This is a genomic window from Mediterraneibacter massiliensis, from assembly GCF_001487105.1.
Taxonomy (GTDB): Bacteria; Bacillota; Clostridia; order Lachnospirales; family Lachnospiraceae; genus Mediterraneibacter; species Mediterraneibacter massiliensis.
This window is the reverse complement of record NZ_LN913000.1, coordinates 1-21963: the sequence shown is the minus strand read 5'-3', so window position 1 is coordinate 21963 and position 21963 is coordinate 1. Positions and strand designations below refer to the sequence as shown.

Annotated in this window: 20 protein-coding genes, 7 tRNA genes and 1 rRNA gene; 3 read left to right on the top strand and 25 right to left on the bottom strand. The window is 41.5% G+C overall.

Annotated elements, in window-relative coordinates:
* Positions 1 to 23: 23 nt before the first annotated feature.
* On the bottom strand, positions 24 to 1190 hold the full coding sequence (locus BN3282_RS00970) for a trans-sulfuration enzyme family protein (RefSeq protein WP_059066287.1): 1167 nt from the start codon (positions 1188 to 1190) through the stop codon (positions 24 to 26).
* A gap of 320 nt (positions 1191 to 1510) precedes the next feature.
* Here BN3282_RS00970 and BN3282_RS00965 point away from each other — a divergent pair, with 320 nt between their 5' ends.
* Positions 1511 to 2335: a DeoR/GlpR family DNA-binding transcription regulator gene (locus BN3282_RS00965; RefSeq protein ID WP_059066286.1), complete on the top strand. Its 825-nt coding sequence runs from the start codon at positions 1511 to 1513 to the stop codon at positions 2333 to 2335.
* A gap of 34 nt (positions 2336 to 2369) precedes the next feature.
* Here BN3282_RS00965 and BN3282_RS00960 read toward each other — a convergent pair whose 3' ends face one another.
* From BN3282_RS00960 to BN3282_RS00920, 10 genes are all read right to left on the bottom strand, one after another.
* On the bottom strand, positions 2370 to 3344 hold the full coding sequence (locus tag BN3282_RS00960) for an NYN domain-containing protein (RefSeq protein WP_059066285.1): 975 nt from the start codon (positions 3342 to 3344) through the stop codon (positions 2370 to 2372).
* Positions 3320 to 3889 (bottom strand): phosphodiesterase, encoded by a 570-nt coding sequence (gene yfcE / locus BN3282_RS00955; protein ID WP_059066284.1) that lies wholly within the window; start codon positions 3887 to 3889, stop codon positions 3320 to 3322. The genes BN3282_RS00960 and yfcE overlap by 25 nt, the downstream gene beginning before the upstream one ends.
* On the bottom strand, positions 3886 to 5055 hold the full coding sequence (locus BN3282_RS00950; protein WP_059066283.1) for a Wadjet anti-phage system protein JetD domain-containing protein: 1170 nt from the start codon (positions 5053 to 5055) through the stop codon (positions 3886 to 3888). Before BN3282_RS00950 ends, yfcE begins: the two co-directional genes overlap by 4 nt.
* A gap of 24 nt (positions 5056 to 5079) precedes the next feature.
* Complete coding sequence (locus BN3282_RS14950) at positions 5080 to 5223, bottom strand: hypothetical protein (RefSeq protein ID WP_162858201.1); 144 nt, start codon at positions 5221 to 5223, stop codon at positions 5080 to 5082.
* Positions 5207 to 8578, bottom strand: a complete 3372-nt coding sequence (locus BN3282_RS00945; protein ID WP_059066282.1) for an ATP-binding protein — start codon at positions 8576 to 8578, stop codon at positions 5207 to 5209. Before BN3282_RS00945 ends, BN3282_RS14950 begins: the two co-directional genes overlap by 17 nt.
* Positions 8529 to 9173, bottom strand: a complete 645-nt coding sequence (locus BN3282_RS00940) for a DUF4194 domain-containing protein (protein WP_059066281.1) — start codon at positions 9171 to 9173, stop codon at positions 8529 to 8531. Before BN3282_RS00940 ends, BN3282_RS00945 begins: the two co-directional genes overlap by 50 nt.
* A gap of 10 nt (positions 9174 to 9183) precedes the next feature.
* Positions 9184 to 10545, bottom strand: a complete 1362-nt coding sequence (locus BN3282_RS00935; protein WP_059066280.1) for a Wadjet anti-phage system protein JetA family protein — start codon at positions 10543 to 10545, stop codon at positions 9184 to 9186.
* A 161-nt stretch (positions 10546 to 10706) separates the two neighbouring features.
* The gene (locus tag BN3282_RS00930; RefSeq protein ID WP_267304002.1) at positions 10707 to 10970 is read right to left on the bottom strand and encodes a Uma2 family endonuclease; all 264 of its coding nucleotides are present in this window, start codon (positions 10968 to 10970) and stop codon (positions 10707 to 10709) included.
* 35 nt (positions 10971 to 11005) lie between these two features.
* On the bottom strand, positions 11006 to 11632 hold the full coding sequence (locus tag BN3282_RS00925; RefSeq protein ID WP_059066278.1) for a nucleoside recognition protein: 627 nt from the start codon (positions 11630 to 11632) through the stop codon (positions 11006 to 11008).
* A 3-nt stretch (positions 11633 to 11635) separates the two neighbouring features.
* The gene (locus BN3282_RS00920; protein ID WP_059066277.1) at positions 11636 to 13423 is read right to left on the bottom strand and encodes a DUF885 domain-containing protein; all 1788 of its coding nucleotides are present in this window, start codon (positions 13421 to 13423) and stop codon (positions 11636 to 11638) included.
* Positions 13424 to 13553: 130 nt separating this feature from the next.
* Here BN3282_RS00920 and BN3282_RS00915 point away from each other — a divergent pair, with 130 nt between their 5' ends.
* A complete protein-coding gene (locus tag BN3282_RS00915) occupies positions 13554 to 14081 on the top strand; it encodes a spore maturation protein (protein WP_059066276.1) in 528 nt (175 codons plus the stop codon).
* A gap of 155 nt (positions 14082 to 14236) precedes the next feature.
* Positions 14237 to 14908, top strand: a complete 672-nt coding sequence (locus BN3282_RS00910; protein ID WP_059066275.1) for an ABC transporter ATP-binding protein — start codon at positions 14237 to 14239, stop codon at positions 14906 to 14908.
* A 267-nt stretch (positions 14909 to 15175) separates the two neighbouring features.
* Here BN3282_RS00910 and rsmI read toward each other — a convergent pair whose 3' ends face one another.
* The 14 genes from rsmI to BN3282_RS00840 all read right to left on the bottom strand — a co-directional run.
* Complete coding sequence (gene rsmI, locus BN3282_RS00905) at positions 15176 to 16012, bottom strand: 16S rRNA (cytidine(1402)-2'-O)-methyltransferase (protein WP_059066274.1); 837 nt, start codon at positions 16010 to 16012, stop codon at positions 15176 to 15178.
* A 23-nt stretch (positions 16013 to 16035) separates the two neighbouring features.
* Positions 16036 to 16728, bottom strand: coding sequence for a tRNA1(Val) (adenine(37)-N6)-methyltransferase (locus BN3282_RS00900; RefSeq protein ID WP_059066273.1), 693 nt, complete (start codon positions 16726 to 16728; stop codon positions 16036 to 16038).
* Positions 16718 to 17623 (bottom strand): PSP1 domain-containing protein, encoded by a 906-nt coding sequence (locus BN3282_RS00895; protein ID WP_059066272.1) that lies wholly within the window; start codon positions 17621 to 17623, stop codon positions 16718 to 16720. Before BN3282_RS00895 ends, BN3282_RS00900 begins: the two co-directional genes overlap by 11 nt.
* 5 nt (positions 17624 to 17628) lie before the next feature.
* Positions 17629 to 18624, bottom strand: a complete 996-nt coding sequence (locus BN3282_RS00890) for a DNA polymerase III subunit (RefSeq protein WP_059066848.1) — start codon at positions 18622 to 18624, stop codon at positions 17629 to 17631.
* Between the two features lie 156 nt (positions 18625 to 18780).
* Positions 18781 to 19365, bottom strand: coding sequence for a nucleoside/nucleotide kinase family protein (locus tag BN3282_RS00885; RefSeq protein ID WP_059066271.1), 585 nt, complete (start codon positions 19363 to 19365; stop codon positions 18781 to 18783).
* The gene (locus tag BN3282_RS00880) at positions 19358 to 20797 is read right to left on the bottom strand and encodes an aminotransferase class I/II-fold pyridoxal phosphate-dependent enzyme (protein WP_059066270.1); all 1440 of its coding nucleotides are present in this window, start codon (positions 20795 to 20797) and stop codon (positions 19358 to 19360) included. Before BN3282_RS00880 ends, BN3282_RS00885 begins: the two co-directional genes overlap by 8 nt.
* An 85-nt stretch (positions 20798 to 20882) precedes the next feature.
* Positions 20883 to 20955 (bottom strand) — tRNA-Lys (locus BN3282_RS00875).
* 30 nt (positions 20956 to 20985) lie between these two features.
* Positions 20986 to 21058, bottom strand: a tRNA-Phe gene (locus BN3282_RS00870).
* 44 nt (positions 21059 to 21102) lie between these two features.
* A tRNA-Met gene (locus BN3282_RS00865) sits at positions 21103 to 21176 on the bottom strand.
* Between the two features lie 30 nt (positions 21177 to 21206).
* Positions 21207 to 21279, bottom strand: a tRNA-Thr gene (locus tag BN3282_RS00860).
* 101 nt (positions 21280 to 21380) lie between these two features.
* Positions 21381 to 21462 (bottom strand) — tRNA-Tyr (locus tag BN3282_RS00855).
* Positions 21463 to 21474: 12 nt separating this feature from the next.
* A tRNA-Val gene (locus BN3282_RS00850) sits at positions 21475 to 21547 on the bottom strand.
* A gap of 5 nt (positions 21548 to 21552) precedes the next feature.
* A tRNA-Asp gene (locus BN3282_RS00845) sits at positions 21553 to 21626 on the bottom strand.
* A gap of 89 nt (positions 21627 to 21715) precedes the next feature.
* Positions 21716 to 21963 (bottom strand): 23S ribosomal RNA (locus BN3282_RS00840); the annotation flags it as partial.

The following is a 21963-nucleotide window of genomic DNA, read 5'->3' as shown; positions in this document are numbered from 1 at the left end:
CTTTTGCTTTCTTTATAAATCATTTACAGACCTATCTTTTTAAAGCTGTTCTCCAGATCGTCGATCAAGTCTGAAACATCTTCCAAACCGACAGAGACACGGATCAGGTCTGCTGGGATTCCCTTTTCGTCATCTGCATCTTTCGGACTGATCAGGGAATGCGCTTCCCCTAAGCTTACCCAGTGTTTAAACAATTTCAGTTCCGGGATAAATTTTTCATGCAGTGTCTCATGATCTACATCCAATTGGAAACACAGCATACCGCCGAATCTTTTCAGCTGCTTTTTCGCCAGTTCATGCTGCGGATGTTCTGCAAGTCCCGGATAGATCAGGTTTTTCACAAACGGCTTTGCAGCCAAATAAGCCGCCAGCTTTTCCGCATTATCGCAGTGTCTCTCCATACGCATAGGCAAAGTCTGTATGCCGCGCATGATCAAAAAAGAACCAAAAGGACTCAGACAAGGTCCTAATTCTCCCATCATCCTCTGAAGTTTATAATAGATTTCATGTTCGTTTGTGCTGATAGCGCCGCCCAGTGCATCTCCATGCCCGTTTATATATTTCGTAGCGCTTTCACAGACTACATCGCAGCCCAATTCCAGCGGCCTGCATAGATAGGGAGAGGCAAAAGTATTGTCATTGATATGTTTAGCGCCATATTGATGAGCCAATTCACTGCACCTTTTCAGATCGATCACTTCCAGCATCGGATTCGTAACTGTCTCTGACAGGATTAATTTTGTGCCGCCTTTTTTCAATTCTTTTTCCAGTTCTTCTTCCTTGGTCATATCTACCATGACGACATCTGCGTTGAGCAGTCTTGGCAAATCTTCTCTTACAAAGAAATATGTCCAAAGATACAGATCCTTATGACAGATAATGCGTTCGCCATGATTAAGAAGCGCTAAGATCGGCAGTGTCACTGCAGACACTCCGCTCGCCGTCGCTAATGTATACGCTGCTCCTTCCAGGGAAGCGATATTCGCGCACAGTGCATCCCTACTGGGATCTCCATTTCTCTGGTAAGTCGTACCTGATGTAACCGATGCGTAGATCGGTACCGCTGAACGGTCTGTATAATTTCCCACATCAATTGCACGGGTCGCAAAGTCCATATCTTCATATTCTTTGTTTTTTTCAAAAATATGTGTTCTGTCAATTTTGGGCATTAACTCTTCACTTGTTCCCATTTTCCCCTCCTGTTTCCCATCGGTTTTGCCGGTGAATTTTTTGATATGAAATATTATATATTTGTTTTTATGAAAATAATATTCGCATTTTCAATATAATTTTTTCATTTAATTTGTCATATACGTCAAATATTTTTATATAATTATTGTTTTATGCAAATATTGTTTATTTTGTATATTTTTTCATTTATAATTTTGTTTATTCCGACACTTTTCTTCTTTTTACACATTTATTGCATATATTTTATTTACAAAATCTCTGTTTTGTATTAGCATATTTATAAATAATTATGATTTTTGCATATAGAAGGGACGCTATCATGAAAACAAGCAAAAGCGAAATCATTTCACGTCAGAATAAGATCATTAATTATCTGCGTAAAAATAATTGCATAAAAATAACAGAACTTGCGGATATGTTTGGCGTATCGGATACAACGATACGCAGAGATATACACCTTCTGGCCAATTATGGAGAAGCGATACGATGTAAAAACAATATCTGTATGCTGGATATAAAAAGAAGTCATCCGAGATTCGACGACGAAAAAGGTGCTTCCGCCTGCACGGAAGAAAAAGATAAAATCGCCCAATATGCGGCCACTTTACTTGAAGACGGGGATACTGTCTTTTTTAACAGTAGTTCTACTGCTCTTAGAGTCATCCCATATATTAAAAATAAAGCTGTCACAATTATTACAAACAATGGACGGAGTTTATTTACCGACAGAGATTCAAGCACAGAACTTGTATTGATCGGGGGTGAAGTGATCGGGAATACAAAAATGGGCAATTCTAAAATGTATACGACCGGTACTCTCGCAGTCGAGGCAATAGAAAAAATATCCGCAACAAAATGTATTCTTGGAGTAAGCGGCATCAGCGCAAAAGGTGGTCTTACTTCTATGGCTGTACAAGATCCTGCCGTCAACCAGGCGATGATCCGCCACTGCAGCGGCCCTGTGATCGTCGTGGCAGATCACAGGAAAGTAGGGATCCAACATAGCTTTTTCTTTGGAAACTTATCGGATGTTTCCTGTCTGATCACAGATGCAGAGTGCGACCCTTGTGAACTAGAGAAAATACGTCAAACCGGCGTGGAAGTCATTATCGCAGACACACAGCCAGCCCTTCCGGAAATATAAAACCGGAAAGGCTGGCTGTTGCACTCTCTATTTCTTATTTTGTCCTCCCACTGTACACCGCTGTATTTTTCTCTCCATTTTCTTCTATCTTCACATCCGGAAAGCTTTCAATATACTGCTTAAACTGTGAATATCCATAATCCCGGACTTTGAAATCCCCAAACCGGTTTCTGATCTTGTTTCCCAGCGTTCCCAGCGACACCCCCTGGCGTCCTGCATCCCGCAGCAGCTGCAAAATATATTCTTCCAACATCTCTTTTTTGCTTCTGTCTTCATACAATGTCACCGAGACCTTTGTACCATCCTGGATCAGTTTCAGTTTTGGAAAAGTCTCCAAAAATTTAGAAAGCAGGCTGTATCCATACCGACGCACGTCAAAATCCGGATACAGCTTGACAAGCCGGCTTCCCACTTCGCCCAAACCCGTTTCTTTATTATCATTTTGATTCTCTGTGATAATCTTCACTACAGCTTCCTCAATCTGATTTTTAGAAACTGCCATATCCCGGTTTACTTTGTCACTGTCTTTTCCTGACGGCGCATGGCTGTTTGCGCGTTCTTCTTTCTCTAATGTATTATCTTCCAATAGAAGCTCCAGCTCTGTAAAAATATCACATGCTTTACGAAATGGCTGCGGCGTTTTCACTTCCCCCATACCGATCACTGTCTTGCCGCTTTCTCTTAGACGGCTGGCCAGTTTTGTAAAATCACTGTCACTGGAAACCAGGCAAAATCCTTCCAATTCACTCGTATACAGCATATCCATAGCATCGATGATCATCGCCGAATCTGTGGCATTTTTCCCATAAGTATAGCTGAATTGCTGAATCGGCGTGATAGAATTCTGCAAAAGTTCACCTTTCCACCCGGCATTATTCGTCTTTGTCCAGTCTCCGTAAATCCTTTTATAAGTTACATTCCCGTATTTTGACAACTCGTCCAAGATCGGTTTGATATATTTTGCCGACACATTGTCCGAATCGATCAACAGTGCATATCGATCTTCCATGCTTTATATTCCTCTCCCTCTAAAGTTTTCCACATAAATTTTCCATTCTCATATAGCATATAGCTGTGTGCTGAATTTTCTTTCGGAATAGAAACAGACCCCGGATTCATATACCAGAATGTCTCCCCCTCTTCCCCATATATCTCTTCGCAAGCCGGCACATGGGTATGTCCGTTCAGCAAGATATCTCCTTGCTTTAACATAGGCGGCTTATGAGGATTAAATACATGCCCATGGGTAGCAAAAATAGTCGTACCGCCCAATTCTAAAAATGCATATTCCGCCATGATCGGAAATTCCAGTACCATCTGATCCACCTCTGTATCACAGTTGCCACGCACACACATAATTTCCCGGCGCAGAGGATTCAGCATGGCGATTACTTCCTTTGGCGCATATCTTTCCGGAAGATCATTGCGGGGACCATGATACAAAATGTCTCCCAAAAGCAGAAGCCTGTCTGCCCCCTCCCGTTTATATGCCCCCAGCATCTCTCCACAATAGTATGCTGAGCCATGAATATCTGACGCTATCATAAGTTTCATAAATCATATTCTCCTTTCAGCAAAAAGCTCTCCTGCTCGATTCCCAGCCCCGTCGCCGCTATTTTTTCAATGAGCGGCTGCAGCAGCGGCTCTTTTAGTTTGCGTATCTTTTCCAGTTTCTGCTTCTCCAGTGGTTCTGCATATTCCTGGTATTTTTCAAATACTTCTGTGTTCATATATACAGGCCGCAATTGCGGAAACACCTTTTCTTTTATATTCTGAAAGATTTTTATGCCGCCGTAGTCTAAATCTCCGCTGTGCAAATATGTCACTTTTTCATTTTCTAATACACTATATAGTTTTTTAAGAAACTCTTTTTCTTTCGGTGCAAAATATCCGTGACTGAATATATAAAGCGTATCCTTTCTGTATGGAACCGATACAAAATTCGCTTTGTTTTCTATCGTAATGATCCGTTTCAGATCAGGCTGTTTTGAAAGAATCTGTGTACGCTTTAACATTTCGCTGTTAAAAGTCGCCCCATATATCCAATTCTTTGTACTGACACGCCGTAATTCTCCCTGTCTCGTTTTCATTTCCACTTCCAGCGGTCCTTTTATGGAAAGTTCCTGCGCATATTCCTCGATAAAAATCTGGGACAACACCGCTGTGTCATCCATCTCTTCATCTACATCTGCACAAAATCTTCTCGCCTGTGCGATCACATAGGATTGATAAGTATTCTCAAACTTTTTAGAAGAACCTAGATATTTTTTACTGAAAAGACGTTTAAACACTGGTTCTTTCTGCACATCTAATCCTCGAAAAAGCGGGCATCTCTCCTGCAAAGCAGCATATTCCTCCCGCCACTTTCTGCCTAATTTTTCCCCCGTCTTTTCCTTTTGCCGTCCCTTTTTCATCGAAGTGGTAAACAACTCTGTATAATAAGCTCGGATCCAGGATGTTTTACACACATCCAGTTCCTGACGCAAAAGGAACTGATACTTCTGTGTCCAATACCAGCGTGGCTGAAAATCCTCATCCACATATTTTCTGTAGACTTCATAAAACAGCGGCATATCTTCCAGCTGATACGTAAGAGCGGCAAACTCAAACCCTTTGTACCCTTTGCTCCACTTGATCGTAAAAATGCCTGCGCTTTCCATTTTTTCTGCCGCTGACAATACATCTGACTGCAGATGCTCCCTGTCGCAAAGCTGCCCCATCTTATATATCCAGACTTTTCCTCCCTATACTCCCCTGTTTCCACTGACTAGTGCTATTTTCCCCTGTCCGATCATTTTTTCAAGAAGATACAAACATTCCCTGTCCTCCCAGATAGCAGAGTCCAAAATTTTCTCATCTATATATGTTCTCTCATTGTCTTTCTTCATCTGTCTGCTCTCCATCTGATAGTTGGTCGAACTCCTGTCTTTCAAATTCTTGAATAGAGATATGCCGTTTATTGGGATTCGCATATACAAAAGTCTTATCCACGTTTTCTATGTAGTTCTGTATTTTATCATTGGTTGCACTGATAATAGCCTGAAAGCCCAGCCCACGAATCAGAGAAATACAGCTTGCTACCTTCTCCGCATCCATCTTAGAAAATGCTTCGTCAAGTACGACCAACCGGATCGTAGACGGTCTTTTGAGTTTTGCCGGCAGATTGATCTTATAGATCTGCGCAAAGCTTGCGAGCAGAGCGATATACAGCGGATTCTGCCCTTCACCCCCGGAATTCTTCTTGATCATACGGCTTAAGCCGATCCGCATTTCTTTCTCTCCATGCACGATCTGCTGCATATCAAAGGAAAGATAGGTACGGTAATCCGCATATTTCTCCATATTTCTCTTTGCCTCTTCCAGCTCTTCCCGCGTCGCATTGTCGGGAGGAAGAAAAATCTGGATCAATTCATTCATCATATCTCCATATTCTTCCTCATGTTCCATTGTAAAAAGATCCATCTGATCTTCCAAATGGTCACTTAACTGGGAAGGTTTAATATCAAGTGATTCGTCCATAAACATTTTGTAATACTTCCCATCCGGCCCTTTATTTTTCGTGATCACAAACTGATATTTATCCTTTCCAAAATCCAGTCTGCTGATGATCCGGTTCAGCTCGTCTTTCTGCTGGTATGCTTCCCGTATCGCGCTTCGTATTTTATAGATGAAATCCTCTTTAAAATGTTCCACCGCAAATGACGCCTGTTCTTTGGCTGCCGCTCTGTACATTTCCAAATCTTCACACGTAAGAGACTGCAGCAGTTTCTCATAAGGCGCATTGCTCTCTATTGTCGTCGACATTGTACGATTTGGATATTTTTGAATGTAATGCGTTCGTGTATCTATCAAGGTTTGATAATTTTTTTCTTTCTTTTGCTCGATCATACTTTTCTCTCGCAAACGTTCACCTTTTAAATATTCATAATTTCCGGAGCGGTGGCTATTTAGAAATACCAGAAATTTTTCTTCCTGCTTTTCATCATAACAGAAATCTTTTTCTTTCCATGTCAACCTTTCACTTGCTTCCAGGTATTTTTCCTTTATCTGCTTCTCTGCCGCTTCATTGTTCCATATAGCTTTCTTAAGCTTCTCTGCCGCTTTCGTATTTTCTTCCTGTTCTTTTAGCAGAATCTGCTTTTTCTCCTCCCAAAGAGAAAGGGACTCCGCTCTGAGTATATCCATCTGTTCCCGCAGAGATCGTTTTTTCTTCTCTTTCGCTGCTATTGCTTCCATATCACTTGCCCATTCCATATATTCTTCAGAAGGACGCGTAAGAGATTCTAGATCAAGTACCCTCTTGATTTCTTCTAACGTCTCCTGCATAGGAAGTCTTTCTGCCTGCAAATTCTGGCATTTCTCTTCCAGCTGTCGGACACGCATGCGCATGCTTGTCTCGCCGATATAGGCACGTCTTGTATAATTTTCCGGGTTGATATGCTGCAGACGAAAACTATGATACAGCACACAGTCCGCTGTGATCCCGATCTTATATCTTCTTAGTTGCTCTACATTCTCACACTTCATCACATTCCCCAGGAAGAAATGTATATAAGCCCGCACATACTCTTCTTTTGTCACTACTTCCTGCGCCAGTGAACCTTCTTTGGCAAGAAATTGTCCCTCCATCACCTTTTCTGTATCCAGAACTGCGGCACGACAGAATTTTCTCTTATCCATATCGCGGTAGATCTCAAGCGCCGCTTTTGCATACTTTGGTTCTACGACTAGAAGCAGTTTATTATTTCCCAGATACCCTTCCACTGCATTGTGCCATCTCTCATCCCGTATATCCAGAAGGTCTGCAAGTATCTGCACCTGTACGGTTTTTCCATATTGCCGGCTAAGACGGGTACGCAGCTCGAATCTGGCTTCTTCCACTTCTGATGGATATGCCTTTTTCCCTTGTTTGAGTTCTTTTAATTCCTCTCTCGCTGCTTTCTCTTCTCTCTTGACTGCTCTGAGTCTGCTGTCTGTATCTCGTCTTTCTTCCTCCAGTTCTTCGCGTATCTCTGCCAGACTTTCCTTTAAACGTCTTAACTCTCCTTCTGTGATCTTCTGGTTCACAAAACGCTCAATATCCCACAATGTCTGATTTGGAGCCGCTTCGACTTCCATCCATCTCTTCAGCTGCACTGCTGTCTTCTGCCATTTTGCCTTGCTGTTCTCCAGCCGTTCCAAGGTTTCATTGACATTCTTCAATTCCGCTTCAAGAGCTGTATATCCGCTCTTTGCGATCTGCAAAAGAATGTTTTCATATTCCTCCTGTAAATTCTTACGCTCTTTTTCTAGTTTTTCAGCTTCTGCTTTCTGCTCTTGCAGTACAGACGCAATTTCTTTTTCTCTATCTGTAAATTCCTGCAGCTTCGTCTTCATCTGCAGCATTTCCAATTTATCGATCGCATAAGAGCACTCTTTTGCTTCTTCTCTACTCTTTGCATATGTGTCATATTCCTGGGAAATCTCCTTCAAACAGCGGACTTCCTCTATGGTTTCTTCAATCTTACCGCGCATTCTTCCATACTGCATGACACTTTCCTGCAGGTCTTCTATATGAATATCCTGTTCCATACAGATATATTCTTTCACAAAATCTTCCAGTTTGATATTCATCTTAAACGGGATCGCACGACGGAACAGCCGCGGAAATTTCTCCATATCCAGCCCGCCCAGATAAATATTGTAAAGCTGTCTTCTAAACCTTTCATTACTGGGCCCGCAATAAAATTCTTCAGAAGTAAAATTTCGCTGCAGATATTCACGTATTTCTGACGTCGTCAGGCACCTCTTATCCGCACGGTAATGATTCTCCAGCAATCCTCCTTCATGCCAGAAGAAAAGGCGTCCAATCTCATTGGTTGCCGTCTCTACATCAAATACAACACCGACACATTGTTTCTTTCCCGTCCCAGTCTCCGTAAATTCTAATACGATCGTACTGGAAAAATTCTTGTTTCTAAGATACTGGGATTCATTATTCTCCCCAATATTTACCATTCCTCTAAGATATTCGATCAAAGAACGGTCGGAATCATCCGCTGCCGCTTTATTGAAAAAACCTCTCCCGTCTGTATTGGCATATAGAACGATCTGCATGGCATCGATCACCGTAGACTTTCCACTGCCCGAATGTCCTGTAAAGAAATTAATTTCTTTGTGAAACGAAAGTATTTTCCGATCTATATAATGCCAGTTATTCAGGCATATCTTCGAAAGTGCTTTGAACGACTGCTTCTTCTCCACTGTATTCCTCCTCACTAAATGTACTCAGCAATTCTCTGACGTCGTCTCCTAGCAGTACCGCATGGATGCTTGGGTAAATCATAAAACGTGTATTTTCATTCAATTCTTCCAACACATCCATAGGTTCTATGATCTGATATTTTTTCAGCAGCGCGATCGTTCTTCGCATCTCAGTTGGTGATGGAAGCGCCGGCAATACGTGAAATTCTCCTGCCTTCCCATTGAGCATACCCATGGTGACACAGACCGAACTGCTGGATGAGACTGCTGCCATCTGTTCATCATAGAGAAGTTTCAATACCAGAAGATAAATGGTCGCCAACCGGGGAAGTTTTTCTCCCCATAATGTCTCTCCCTGTATATAGAACAGCCCCATATGCACATTTTCCTGCAAAGTAATACCGGCAACCGCGAAATATTCTTTTAAAAATGTAAAATGCCTGCCGGCTGTCCTATATTCTCCTGACACAGCCATCCTCCCGGTTCTTTTGTCAAATTTTCTTTCCAGAAGAAAAGTCTGCCGGTACAATGTCTGTATCACGTTTTTTAAACGATCCTGTTCTTCTTCGTCCAGTTCTTCATAATATGTGATCATGAACTCCTCCTTATCTTCCCCGCGGTATAAATTTCAGATCCGGATAACGGTACTTTCCATTCTCTATCATGGCGGGCTCCTCCTCCAGGGTCTGATATTTACTGTGCCTTTTTGTACTATAGTCATAGGCAAGGATCAGTTTTTCAAACGCTTCCTCATCCATCTCGCCCAGTTGTCCTGCGTCCATGATACCGTCCTGCATATGTCTTTGTATAAAATCTTCTATCTCTGACACACTGTATCTTGTCTGTATCCTGTTGAGCTTCAAAACGGCGTCGCGGGACAGATCTTCGGTTTCCTCCTCTGCCGCCATCTGACTAATAAAACTAACCCTGCTTTTCCGCCGCTTATACAAGGATTTCTCTGACAGGATTTCCAGATGGGACAGATTCATTCTCTCTGAAATCACGCTGAGAACTTCTTCCTTCTCCTCTGTCTGTGCCAACTGATTTAACAATTTGACCACAAGCCCTTTGGTATCTGTCTCGCCGCTTAACAAATAATTCAGCCTCGTCACCGTCGCTCTTACATACTTGGAGTGTTCTTTATCCATGTTCGAGATACGGTGCTCAATATCATCAAACCCCCGCTCGATCAGATCAAGAAGTTCCAGCACGTCTTCCTTTGTATCTCCGGTATTTTGTGCTTTCTTGCGGATACGTTCCACCCATTCTTCATTATCACGCATTTCCCGCAGACATTTTTTAATATCCATCTTGTAGATATAAAAATTATCTGAAGTCTTTAATATATGATATTTCTTTTTTACGATTTCCTCCACATATCCATTTAAATGTTCCTTTAATAGTTCCCCATACGTCTCTTTATTTAATAATCTTTCAAAAAACTTGTCCATATTGTGAAGCATATCCTGCAGCGCCTTATTTAATTTCCTCGTATTTATAAGCGCTGTACGGAGCATGTTCAGATTCACTCTGGGATTATTCTGAAAGGAAAAAAGTGTTGCATATACATTTTGGATATACACTTCTGTCTCTTCCATCTCCTCTGAAGTCAGACGTTCAAACGCCTCAATAAATACAGCCGCATAATCCGGTATGACAATATTGGTTGTCATTGTATTGTAATCCTCGATCTTTTTCAGCCATCCGCTTTTCAAAAGCCATCTTAAAATTCTGGAAGCCGTTGTTTCCAAAAGATCGATCTCCGTCTCATCTTCTTCCCGCATAAGCCGGATCCGCTTTTTGGCGTTCATATCTCCCAATATCTGTACACAGATCTCTTTTGTAAGAAAATAATTACTGTACTGATATTCCTCATTAATATATAATAATGATTCTATATAAATTTCTCGATTTACCGATCGAAACAAGCTCCAGAATGAATCCGGTATATCAAATCGCATCTGCATATATGTACCTCTGACTTTATATCATCTATCTGTATACTGCTTTTTCATTATACCATATCTGACATATATTAAGAAAGAAAAGAAAACAGAGGATCCGCCTCATTAGACTTTCCTCTGTTTCTTCTCTGCTGTTTCTGCTGTATATTTTTATTTTGCCGTTCTTATTCCAGCCATTTAGCCGCATATGCCATCCTGATCGTCAGCTTGCCCTCCATAATATGTACGGGGATGTCCGCATCGATCGGATAGATCGCAGGTTCCGTCTCGCTCTCAAAGAAATATACCAGTACCCGCTTCTGGTAAGGGGCTACGATCCAGTATTCTCTGACCCCCGCATTCGCATATTTCTGGAGCTTGAATACATAGTCTCTTTTGCTTGTTCCCGGAGAGATCACCTCCAGGACAAAATCCGGCGCGCCTTTTATATTCCGCCTTACGATCTGCCAGTATATCCCCTCTCCTATCTTCTGTCAACATTTCTTTTTCTATCCATGATCTTGCAGAAAATGACCGCCGCTCCTGTACTTACCGCCGTCGCTATGATCCCCGCCCCTACGATCGCCGCAGGGTTGACGCTTCCGTATTGGCTGCGGTATGCGATCACATTGACCGAAACCAGCTGCAGAGAAGAAATATTCAAGATCAGAAAAGAACACATCTCGTTGCTTGCGATCCCTTTACTGCGCATTTGTCCCGGCGCTTTCTTTCTCCTTCTTTCCTCCTCCAGCTTTTCCAGTTCTTCCATCGCTTTTAGACCGGCAGGCGTGGCTGCCCAGCCAAGTCCTAGAAAATTCGCGATAAAATTCGTTGTGATATGTTCATTCGCCTTATGTCCCTGCGGAATATTCGGAAATAAAAATCGTATCAAAGGGCGCATTTTTCTTGCAGCCATTGTTATGACTCCTGCCTCCGAGGCAATCTCCATGATCCCGGTCCAAAAAGACATGACTCCGATCATCGTGATACATAGCGTAACCGCTTCTTTTGAAGAATCCAGCGCGGCATTTGTAATATCCGGCATTTTTCCGTTAAAAGCACCAAAGATGATTCCGACAAGGATCATACCTGCCCACAGATAATTCAGCATCCTCTACTCTCCTTTCAGATCTTTCCACATATATTCTTCCACGATCGCAAACGGCGCAGGTCCGACCGAGAGAACCGCTTCATGAAATTCTTTTTGGGAAAAATCTTCTCCCTTTTCCTTTGCCCACTCTTGTTTCAACTCCAGAAATTCCACATATCCAATATAATATTTCAAATAATTTCCGGGTGAACCGATAATCAGCTCATAAATCTCTTCTATCGTTTCCGTATCTTTTATCCCATAATTTTTGAAAAATGCCACTGTATCCATCCGATCCCATCCATCATAGTGGATTCCCATATCCGCAAGAGCGTACAAGCCTAAAATAATAGAACTGTTTTTTTGCAGCAGCACTGCCTGCTCCTTAGACAGCGGGGCAAGATAATAGCTGCACATTTCCGCATAGGTCGCCCATCCTTCTATATACCCGCCAAAATGAAAAATATTTCTTACAGGATCCGGATCCGTTCCGGCGTAATACACCGTTTGATATAAATGTCCCGGATACCCTTCATGCGCCAGTGTCGTAAACAATGTCAGACTATTGTTCATATGTGCCTGATTTACATAAATGACATTTTCACTTATATCATCTATAGCCGGTATCATATAAAAGGCCGGACTTAAATGTTCCTCCATCGCTTCAGGAACATATTTTACCTGCAGTTCTGTCTTTGGCTCTGCCGGAAAAGCAGTTGTGATCTTTCCTTTCAGATCACTTAAGATCACCTCCGGATCTGTCTCTGTCATGGAAAGTGTTTCCTGTACTTCCTCTGCCGTGATCCCCAGAACCGTTTCCATAGCTTCCAGATCCGCTATGATCTGCCTGCGCGTCATATCCTCCAGTTCGGAAATATCTCTGTCAGAACCTGTATACTCTTTTACGATCTGTGCATAATACGCTTTTCCCTCCGGAAGATAACACAGCCCTTTCTCATTTTTTCCTGTTCCCTTTAGCTTCTGTATTTCCGACACCAGTTTATGATAAGCCGGATATACATAGCTTTTTAAAATTAAGGCATTTTTTTGTATATAGTCACTTTTTTCTTTCTCTGTCAACTCATCTAATTCCTGTATTCTATTCACAAAGGTAGAAATCAAATAGTTTCCATCTCCCATATCTACGAAAGCATTACATTGTTCTATGACCGTATCTGCTGCATAATCTGCCATAAATAGTCCCCTTTCTGATTTTTTCTTCTCAAAGGCGATCAGACTGTCAAAATATTCCGGGGTCGTCTGCATTAATTCCAGATACAGCGCCACATCCTTTTCTTCATAAAACTGATACTCTGACAATAGTACCGGGAGCTGCGTATGAATTCCACTGACTAGTCCCAATGGTTCTTCATATAACAGGTAATCGGCATCCGCTTCTAGTATTTCGAAATATGCACGCATTACATCATATGTCAATTGGTTTTGCACAGAAAGATCCTCATAAGAAAATGCAGACAAAGATTCCTTCATATTTTCTATCGATACGTGCATAGCTGTTTCATCCGTAAGAAAATTTCCAAATGTGACCGGCGCATTTTCAATTCCATAATTCTCAGGATTTTTTAGCGTATAATGAAGGTTAACCGTGTTAGAAGCCGCCTCCTGAGCAAATACCATTTTTGTGTATCTGCGAAATGCACTGTTCTCGTCCTGTGGCGTATTTACATGACACCCGACTGCTGTAAGCGAAAATAGGAAAAGAAAAGCAAGTGCTAATGCTCCTGCTCTCTTTTTATCAAAACGTATTCTGTTTGTTTCGGATTTTATATTCCGGGAAAATAGAAATGACATAGAAAATCCCCTGATCTGTTTGTAATATCTTATGAAATCTTTTCAGACGATATTCTTAAATAGCAGGAATCGTACTTTTTCCACAGACATATAAATAAAAAAAGCGCACAAACTAGTAGGAGGATCTGATATGCAGCTTTTTCTTTATATTGCTGATTTTATTGTTCCCTTCCTTGTTCTGTCTGTTGTAGTATATGGCGTTCTTATGAAAGTCCATGTTTATGACTGTTTTATTAAAGGAGCAAAAAATGGATTTCTCACTGTCATTCGACTCATGCCGACATTGATCGGCCTTATGGCGGCTGTGGGCATTTTACGTGCTTCCGGCTTTCTGGATTTTCTTGGACGTTTACTTGGAGAATTTACTTCTTCTATCGGATTTCCAGGCGAACTTGTTCCACTTACCATTGTGAAAATGTTTTCTTCTTCTGCCGCTACCGGACTTCTTTTGGACAGTTTTAAAGAGTATGGCACAGACTCACGCTTAGGCTTGATCGCTTCCATTTCTATGTGCTGTACAGAAACCATTTTCTATACTATGAGTGTCTACTTTATGACAGCACGTATTAAGAAATCCCGTTATACCCTTACCGGCGCCATGATCGCCACATTTGCCGGTCTGGCTGCCAGTGTGATACTTGCCGATATGATGTTATGATTCTATATTCCTTGCCCTGTACAAAAAGATTTTCTCCGCCTGATACGATCCGGCAGGCTTAGGGTCTGATAGAATCCAGCGGGTTCAGGATTGTCTTGTCACATAGGTTATGCTAGAATAAAGTTAATATCAATGTACAAAAAGGTGGTGTTTTTATGGCAAGCGTGACATTTGAGCACTTGACCAAGACATATCCTAATGGTTTTATTTCTGTAAAAGATGTATCTCTCCATATTGAGGACGGAGAATTTGTTGTATTTCACGGTCCCAGCGGGTGTGGGAAATCTACGATCCTGCGGATGATCGGAGGCCTGGAGGATATTTCTTCCGGAGAAATTTATCTTGGCAAAAATTTGCTAAATGATATTCTCCCCCGTGACAGAAAACTCGCTATGGCGTTTCAAAACTATGAGCTTTACCGTCATCTCAATGTATATGATAATATGGCTCTGGGATTAAGGCTGCGCAATCTCCCCCGTACCGTTGTAGATTCCCGCATAAAAACCGCGGCTTCTTTTTTCGGAATTACCGATATATTAAATAAAAAACTAAAAGCCATTTCTGAAGCAGACAAACAAAAAGTAGCGCTTGGCAGAGCGATCGTCTGTCATCCCAAAGTTCTCCTGGTAGATGAAGATTTCGCACGTCAAAATGAACATCGCCGCAAGGAAATGATTGCAGATATTTTAAAAATCAACAAAGTCTTCAGAATCACCGTTTTATATGTAACCAATGATTATGAGGAGGCAGTCTCCCTCAAAGAAAAAATTATTTTTATGAAAGACGGCAGTATCACACACATACAGCCGGCCAATGAAACACCGTAATTCGGCATACTCTATACCTTATCGTGCATAGCACGCCTGCCTGCAAGGCATGTATTACGGGATGCCCGCATGGGTATACCTTATCGTGCGCAGCACGCCTGCCTGCAAGGCATGTATTACGGGATGCCCGCATGGGTATACCTTATCGTGCGCAGCACGCCTGCCTGCAAGGCATGTATTACGGGATGCCCGCATGGGTATACCTTATCGTGCGCAGCACGCACGACTATAAGAAAACAGCCAGTACCGATTTGGCACTGGCTTATTTTACAGCAGATAATTATATATTTCTCTTTTGGATACTCCTCTGTCTTTTGCAACACACTTCATGGCTTCCTTTTTCTCTTTTCCTGCTTCCATGTAGAACTGCATGTGTTCCTCTATACTCATTTCCTCCCATTTAGCCCGTTCTTCCTGCTTTACTTCTTCTGCACTTTTTCCCTCTATCGCCAGTACACATTCCCCTTTTGGCGTATGTTCCGCATAAAATGCCGTTGCCTCTTCCAGAGTAAATGTCATCACGTTTTCATGCTTTTTTGTCAATTCTCTGCATACAGTGACTTTCCTGTTTCCAAGTGTTTCTCTTAATAGTACCAATGTCTTTAAAAGTCTGTGCGGCGCCTCATACAAAATAATCGTTCTTGTTTCGGCAGTAAGTTCTTTTAGGATACACTCCCGTTCTTTTTTATCTGACGGCAAAAATGCCTCAAATGCAAACCTCCGGGTAGAAAGCCCTGAAAGTGTCAGCGCCGTAATACATGCGGCTGCGCCAGGCAGTGATGTCACCGTGATACCCGCCTCATAACACATACGCACCAATTCTTCTCCCGGATCTGAAATTCCCGGCGTGCCTGCGTCTGTGATCAATGCAATATTTTGCCCTGCCTGCAGTTTTTCGATCAATTTCTTCCCTTTTTCATATTTATTATACTCATGATAACTGGTCATGGGAGTCTGTATTTCAAAATGATTAAGTAATTTTATACTGTTTCTCGTATCTTCTGCAGCAATTAAATCTACTTCTTTTAAAATACGTATCACACGAAACGTCATATCTTCCAAATTTCCAATTGGCGTTGCGCATAAGTAAAGTGTTCCTGACATAAAATACTCCTATATACTTTTTTCTATTGATACATGATGAGAGGCGGCTCTATTCTGACTCTGGATTTTGCGCCCCGTACGCCCTCTATCAATACCATGGTCGGTTCTTTGTGAATATATGGATGTACAAATTGAAGTTTTTTAGGTTCTATTTTATACTGGTTCATTTTTATCAAAATTTCTGTCAGTCTAAAAGGACGGTGTATCATATAAAACCTTCCTTTATCCTGGAGCAGCTTCATGCTTTCCCGCAAAATATCATCCAGCGAACATAATATTTCATGCCTGGCGATCGCGATCGCATCTTTTGGATTCTGTAAACCATGTTGGTGCAGCATATAAGGAGGATTTACTGTGATCACATCAAAAAAGGCAGGCTTAAAAATCTGTGCTGCCTCTTTTATGTCTCCAGTGACAATTTCAATCTTATCTTCCAGATGATTGTGCGCAACACTGCGCCGTGCCATCTGTGCACTCTCCTCCTGTATTTCCAGACCTGTAAAATGTTTTCCCTTTGTTTTTGCCGATAGCAAAATAGGGATGATGCCTGTACCAGTCCCCATATCCAGTACTGTTTCATTTTCTTTTACCCTTGCGAAATCGGAAAGCAGCACTGCGTCTACGCCAAAGCAAAAACGTTCCGGATCTTGTATCAATTCCAGTCCATTTAACTGCAGATCATCCAGCCGTTCTCCCGGCAGCAAATTATTTGTCATCTAACTTAGACGCTCCTTCATTTTTCTCAAGTTCAGCAAGCTTTTTCATCTCTTCTTTTGAAATCCTGGACTTTTTCCGTCTCGGCTTAAATCGCAGTTCTTCTGCCTTATATTCCCGTATCTCTTTCTCATCATTTTCCAGATTCACGATTACTTTGACCTGCTTGCGCAAAACACTCAAAGAATGTACAGTCCCTGTCAACCCTTCCACTGTAGTGACATTGTCTCCGACAGAAGGAAGCTGGCTGTTAAGTTCTTCATAGGTTTCTTCTTCATTTGTCAGACAGCACATCAGCCTACCGCATACACCTGATATTTTCGTCGGATTTAAAGAAAGATTTTGTTCTTTTGCCATCTTAATAGAGACAGCAGCAAACTCTGATAAATAAGTGCTGCAGCAAAGAGGACGACCGCATATTCCAATCCCGCCACGGATCTTTGTTTCATCTCGGACGCCAATCTGCCGCAATTCAATCCTCGTCCTGAAAACTGCCGCCAAATCTTTTACTAATTCTCTAAAGTCAATCCTTCCATCTGCTGTGAAATAAAATAAAACTTTATTATTGTCAAATGTATACTCTGCATCTATGAGTTTCATCTCCAACCCATGTTTCCGAATCTTCTCTAAACAGATCCGGAATGCCTCTTTTTCTTTTTCTTTATTTTTACTTACTGTTTTTTTATCCTGTTCTGTCGCGATCCGGATGACAGGTTTCAATGGCTGTACTACCTCTTCATCCCTGACTTCCTTGGGACCGCTTACAACCCTGCCGTATTCTACGCCACGCGCGGTCTCCACGATCACATGATCTCCTTGTCTGACTGTTAATTTCCCTGGTGCAAAAAAATAAATCTTCCCGGCAGTTCGAAATCTCACGCCAATTACCTTCGTCATTCTACTTAATTCTCCTTTATCGTCAATAAAAGCAGTTCCATTGTCAATTCAAAATTTACATTTGCTTTCATTCTTGCTTTTGCCTTTTCCAACGCATCTAAAATATTTTCAATCCCCTCATAGGAACTTTTACTTGCACGTTCTTTAATATATCTAAGCTGATCTGAAAAGACAACCCGATCTACATTTTTCGTTGCTTTATAAATAAGAACGTCTCTGTACCAAATAGCAATAACATCCAGGTAATCATTGATCTCCAACTTATACGTCATGCATTTCTTCAGGGCTTCTATCAGCTCACTGACGCCCATATCGTCAATATTACGGAGCAAATGTACCGCTTCTTCTTTTATCTCATTAAAGTATTCAGATGTAGCGAGCATAATTGCTTTCCCCATATTCCCCTGGGCAAAAGCGACGCATACATCTGCTTTATAGTCCGGAATCTCCATCTGCTCCATCAGATATTTTTTCACAAGTTGATCCTTAATATTCCGCAGCTTCATCATAACACACCGGGAGCGGATCGTAGGCAGCAATACTTCCGCATTTTCTGTAAGAAGCATAATGACCGCATACTCCGGTGGTTCTTCGATCGTTTTTAAAAGGGCATTCTGCGCCTGTACACTCATCAGATCTGCATCCGGAATAATATAAATCTTATATTTGCTGCTGTAAGGCTTGATAACAATATCGTTATTTACCTGCTCACGAATATCATCTACACTGATCGTGTTCGGTTTTTCATGGGTCACTCGGATAATATCCGGCTGGTTTCCCCCTAACGCCTGTCTGCATGACTGACATTTCCCGCAAGCCTCTCCATCCTCATCGCGATCCTGACATTGCAGGCTCATAGCAAATAAATTTGCCAGCATTTTCTTTCCTGCGCCTCTTTCTCCATTTAAGATATAGGCATGAGAAACAACATCTGCTTTCACCGCATTTCCTATATATTTTATAATATTTTTATGACCTACTACATCTTTAAAACTGCCCATCTTATCACCTGCTGTTTCTTTCATATAAAATCATTCTTATTTGTAAGTTTGTTTATATAAAGTATATTTTACAACAATTTTCTTACAAAAATATGAACTTCTTGATAAGTATATCATACTTTTATGTGAAGATATAGCCCTGCCCCTTACAAAATCCTATTCACTTTTTATCATATATGCCTCGATTTCATCAAGACATTTCTCAAGCTCTATATTCTGGAAACGTTTCTTGATTCCAGCCTCCTCCAACTTCTTTTCTGAAAAATCTTGTTCATCCGCCAAAAATCTTCTGCACATTTCTGCGTATTTAGGATTCTGCTGTAAATGTTCTCTCTTTAAAGCCCGTTCTAACCTCATGCCATCACTGACTTCAATATAAATAGGAAGGAGATTTTCCTCGCCAAAATATATACACATTTCCTTATAAGATTCCAGTGTTCCAATCACCAGATAACTGTCCTTTTGCAGATCGATCTGCCCGTCATCTACAGTGAAATATTTCCATATACCACATTCCGTATTATACGCTCTTAATTCAATCACCTTATTTTTACTCTGTAAACTCATAAGAACCGTTTCATCGACAAAATAGTAATCCTCTCCATCCTTTTCTCCAAAACGAATGGGACGTGTTGTATAAGGAACTACCGTGTTTAATCGTGGACATCTCTTTTTGAGTTCTTTAAATATGGTATCTTTTCCAGAAGAACTTTTTCCCATAATATAATAAATTCTATTCATCTATCCATACCTCTATTTCTCCTGCTTTTCTCGTCCCCTGTAGTTCAAATCCTGCTTCCTCGAATCTGCATAAACTCATCGAAATTTCTTTTGAAATGATTTCTCCCGGTACGACCAATGGAATACCCGGTGGATACATATACGCATACTCTGTAGAAATATGTCCCACGCTTGTCTTCCATGTTTTACTTTTTATATTTCCCGTGCATCCTCTCCTATTATACAGATCTATCTTCTCTTTTATTTCTGCACTTGTATATTTTCGTTCAAGTTCAGGTAAGGAACTTTGTATTTCCACTGTATTCTTATTTTTTCTTTCTTCTGAAACTATTTTCCTGTCTATCTCCATGATCGCACTACAAAATCGTTCCATGCCCTCTGGCGTATCGGCAGGAGACGTCATTGCCAACACATAATTTCCTGCCGCCATCTCCATTTGCAGATGATATTCTTTTAACAGAATATCATATATGTATTTTCCTGTATATTCTGTGTTCCCTGTATAAATTACCAGCTTTGAAAAATCATATTCTTCTGTCTGCACAAGTCTGAGATTTTCCAGTTCCTGCAGTCTGTTTCGTGCAGCTTTTAACAATTTTACATAGAACTCAAAGTATTGTTTTCCCTTTTTTTCTATTTCTGAAATGCACACATCAGCCGATGCCATCAAAATATAAGAAGGACTGCTTGTCTGCAACATATCTAAATAATAGCATACTCGGCTCCAGTCTACAATGCTGCCATTTTTATGCAGCAAAGCTGTCTGTGTTAAAGCAGGTAATGTCTTATGCAAACTGTGGATCACTATATCTGCCCCTTTTTGATTGGCATTTTCAGGAAAGTAGGGATGAAAACCAAAATGTGCACCATGTGCTTCATCTACAATAAGCGGAATTTTATGTGCATGCACGATCGTGCTGATCTTATCTATATCCGAAAGTACCCCATCATAAGTAGGTGAAGTAATTACAACCGCCTTTATCCCCTGCTCTTCCTGCAATATCGTTTGTATTTTTTCTGGATCTACAGCGCCATTTAGCCCTTTATCCGGATAAAATGTAGGATATACATATATAGGAACTAATTTGTTTAAAAAAACTGCATGATAAACAGATTTATGACTATTCCGGGCAATCAGTATTTTATCCCCCTCACAAGTACATCCCATGATTGCACTTAATATCCCCACAGTACTTCCGTTGATCAAAATCGACGTTTCCTCTGCATGATAAATTTTAGAAGCACGTCGCTGTACTTCTTGCAATATGCCGGTTGGATGATGCAGATCGTCAAAACCTTCTATTTCCGTAATATCCATGCTATATGGCAAATCCGCCTGCATTGCAGATGCATTTCTTTTATGTCCTGGCATATGAAAACCATAATAATCAGATTTACTGTATTTCTTCAATTCTTCATACAATGATTTCATAATTTTCACCTCCTGATAACAGGTCTTACCTATTATATATAGCAAAACAGCGCAAGCCACAAGTGGATTACGCTGTTTGGTTTTATGAGAGTGCGGGGATTCGAACCCCGGACAACTTGATTAAAAGTCAAGTGCTCTACCACCTGAGCTACACTCCCATATTCAATTTTTTCTCTTTGCAGAGAAAATGCCCAGAGCCGGAATCGAACCAGCGACACGAGGATTTTCAGTCCTCTGCTCTACCAACTGAGCTATCTGGGCATATACACTAAAGTCCATATATATGCTGAACTTTCTCGTGTAAATTGCGGGGGCAGGATTTGAACCTACGACCTTCGGGTTATGAGCCCGACGAGCTTCCAGACTGCTCCACCCCGCGATATGAAATTTTTTATCTCTTTCGAGATAAAGCCGATGATCGGACTCGAACCGATAACCTGCTGATTACAAATCAGCTGCTCTGCCAATTGAGCCACATCGGCTTACTTATAATCGCACCTATGCGATACTCACCGATGCCCTTAGTGAGCATTTGCGAACTCAGTAGTCTGCGGCGCCCGGTTCTAAGAATTAAATCGGCTAATGGATGGAGAAGGATTCGAACCTTCGAAGGCGTTGCCAACAGATTTACAGTCTGCCCCCTTTGGCCACTCGGGAATCCATCCATATTTTTTAAGTGGGGCCTATAGGGCTCGAACCTATGACCCTCTGCTTGTAAGGCAGATGCTCTCCCAGCTGAGCTAAGACCCCACATACGACCCAGAAGAGACTCGAACTCTCGACCTCCGCCGTGACAGGGCGGCGCTCTAACCAACTGAGCCACTGGGCCATGCGATAAGCATTTCAACTATAGAAGGTATATACCTTCAAAACTACATACAAAAGATCTTTTCTCCATCCATTCTCCTATCACCTTGCTTGGTTATGCCCTCGACCTATTAGTAACGGTCAGCTCCATACATTACTGTACTTCCACCTCCGTCCTATCTACCTCGTCGTCTTCAAGGGGTCTTACTAACTTTACGTTATGGGATATCTTATCTTGAGGGGGGCTTCACGCTTAGATGCCTTCAGCGTTTATCCCGTCCCGGCTTGGCTACTCTGCTATGCTCTTGGCTGAACAACAGATACACCAGCGGCCAGTCCATCCCGGTCCTCTCGTACTA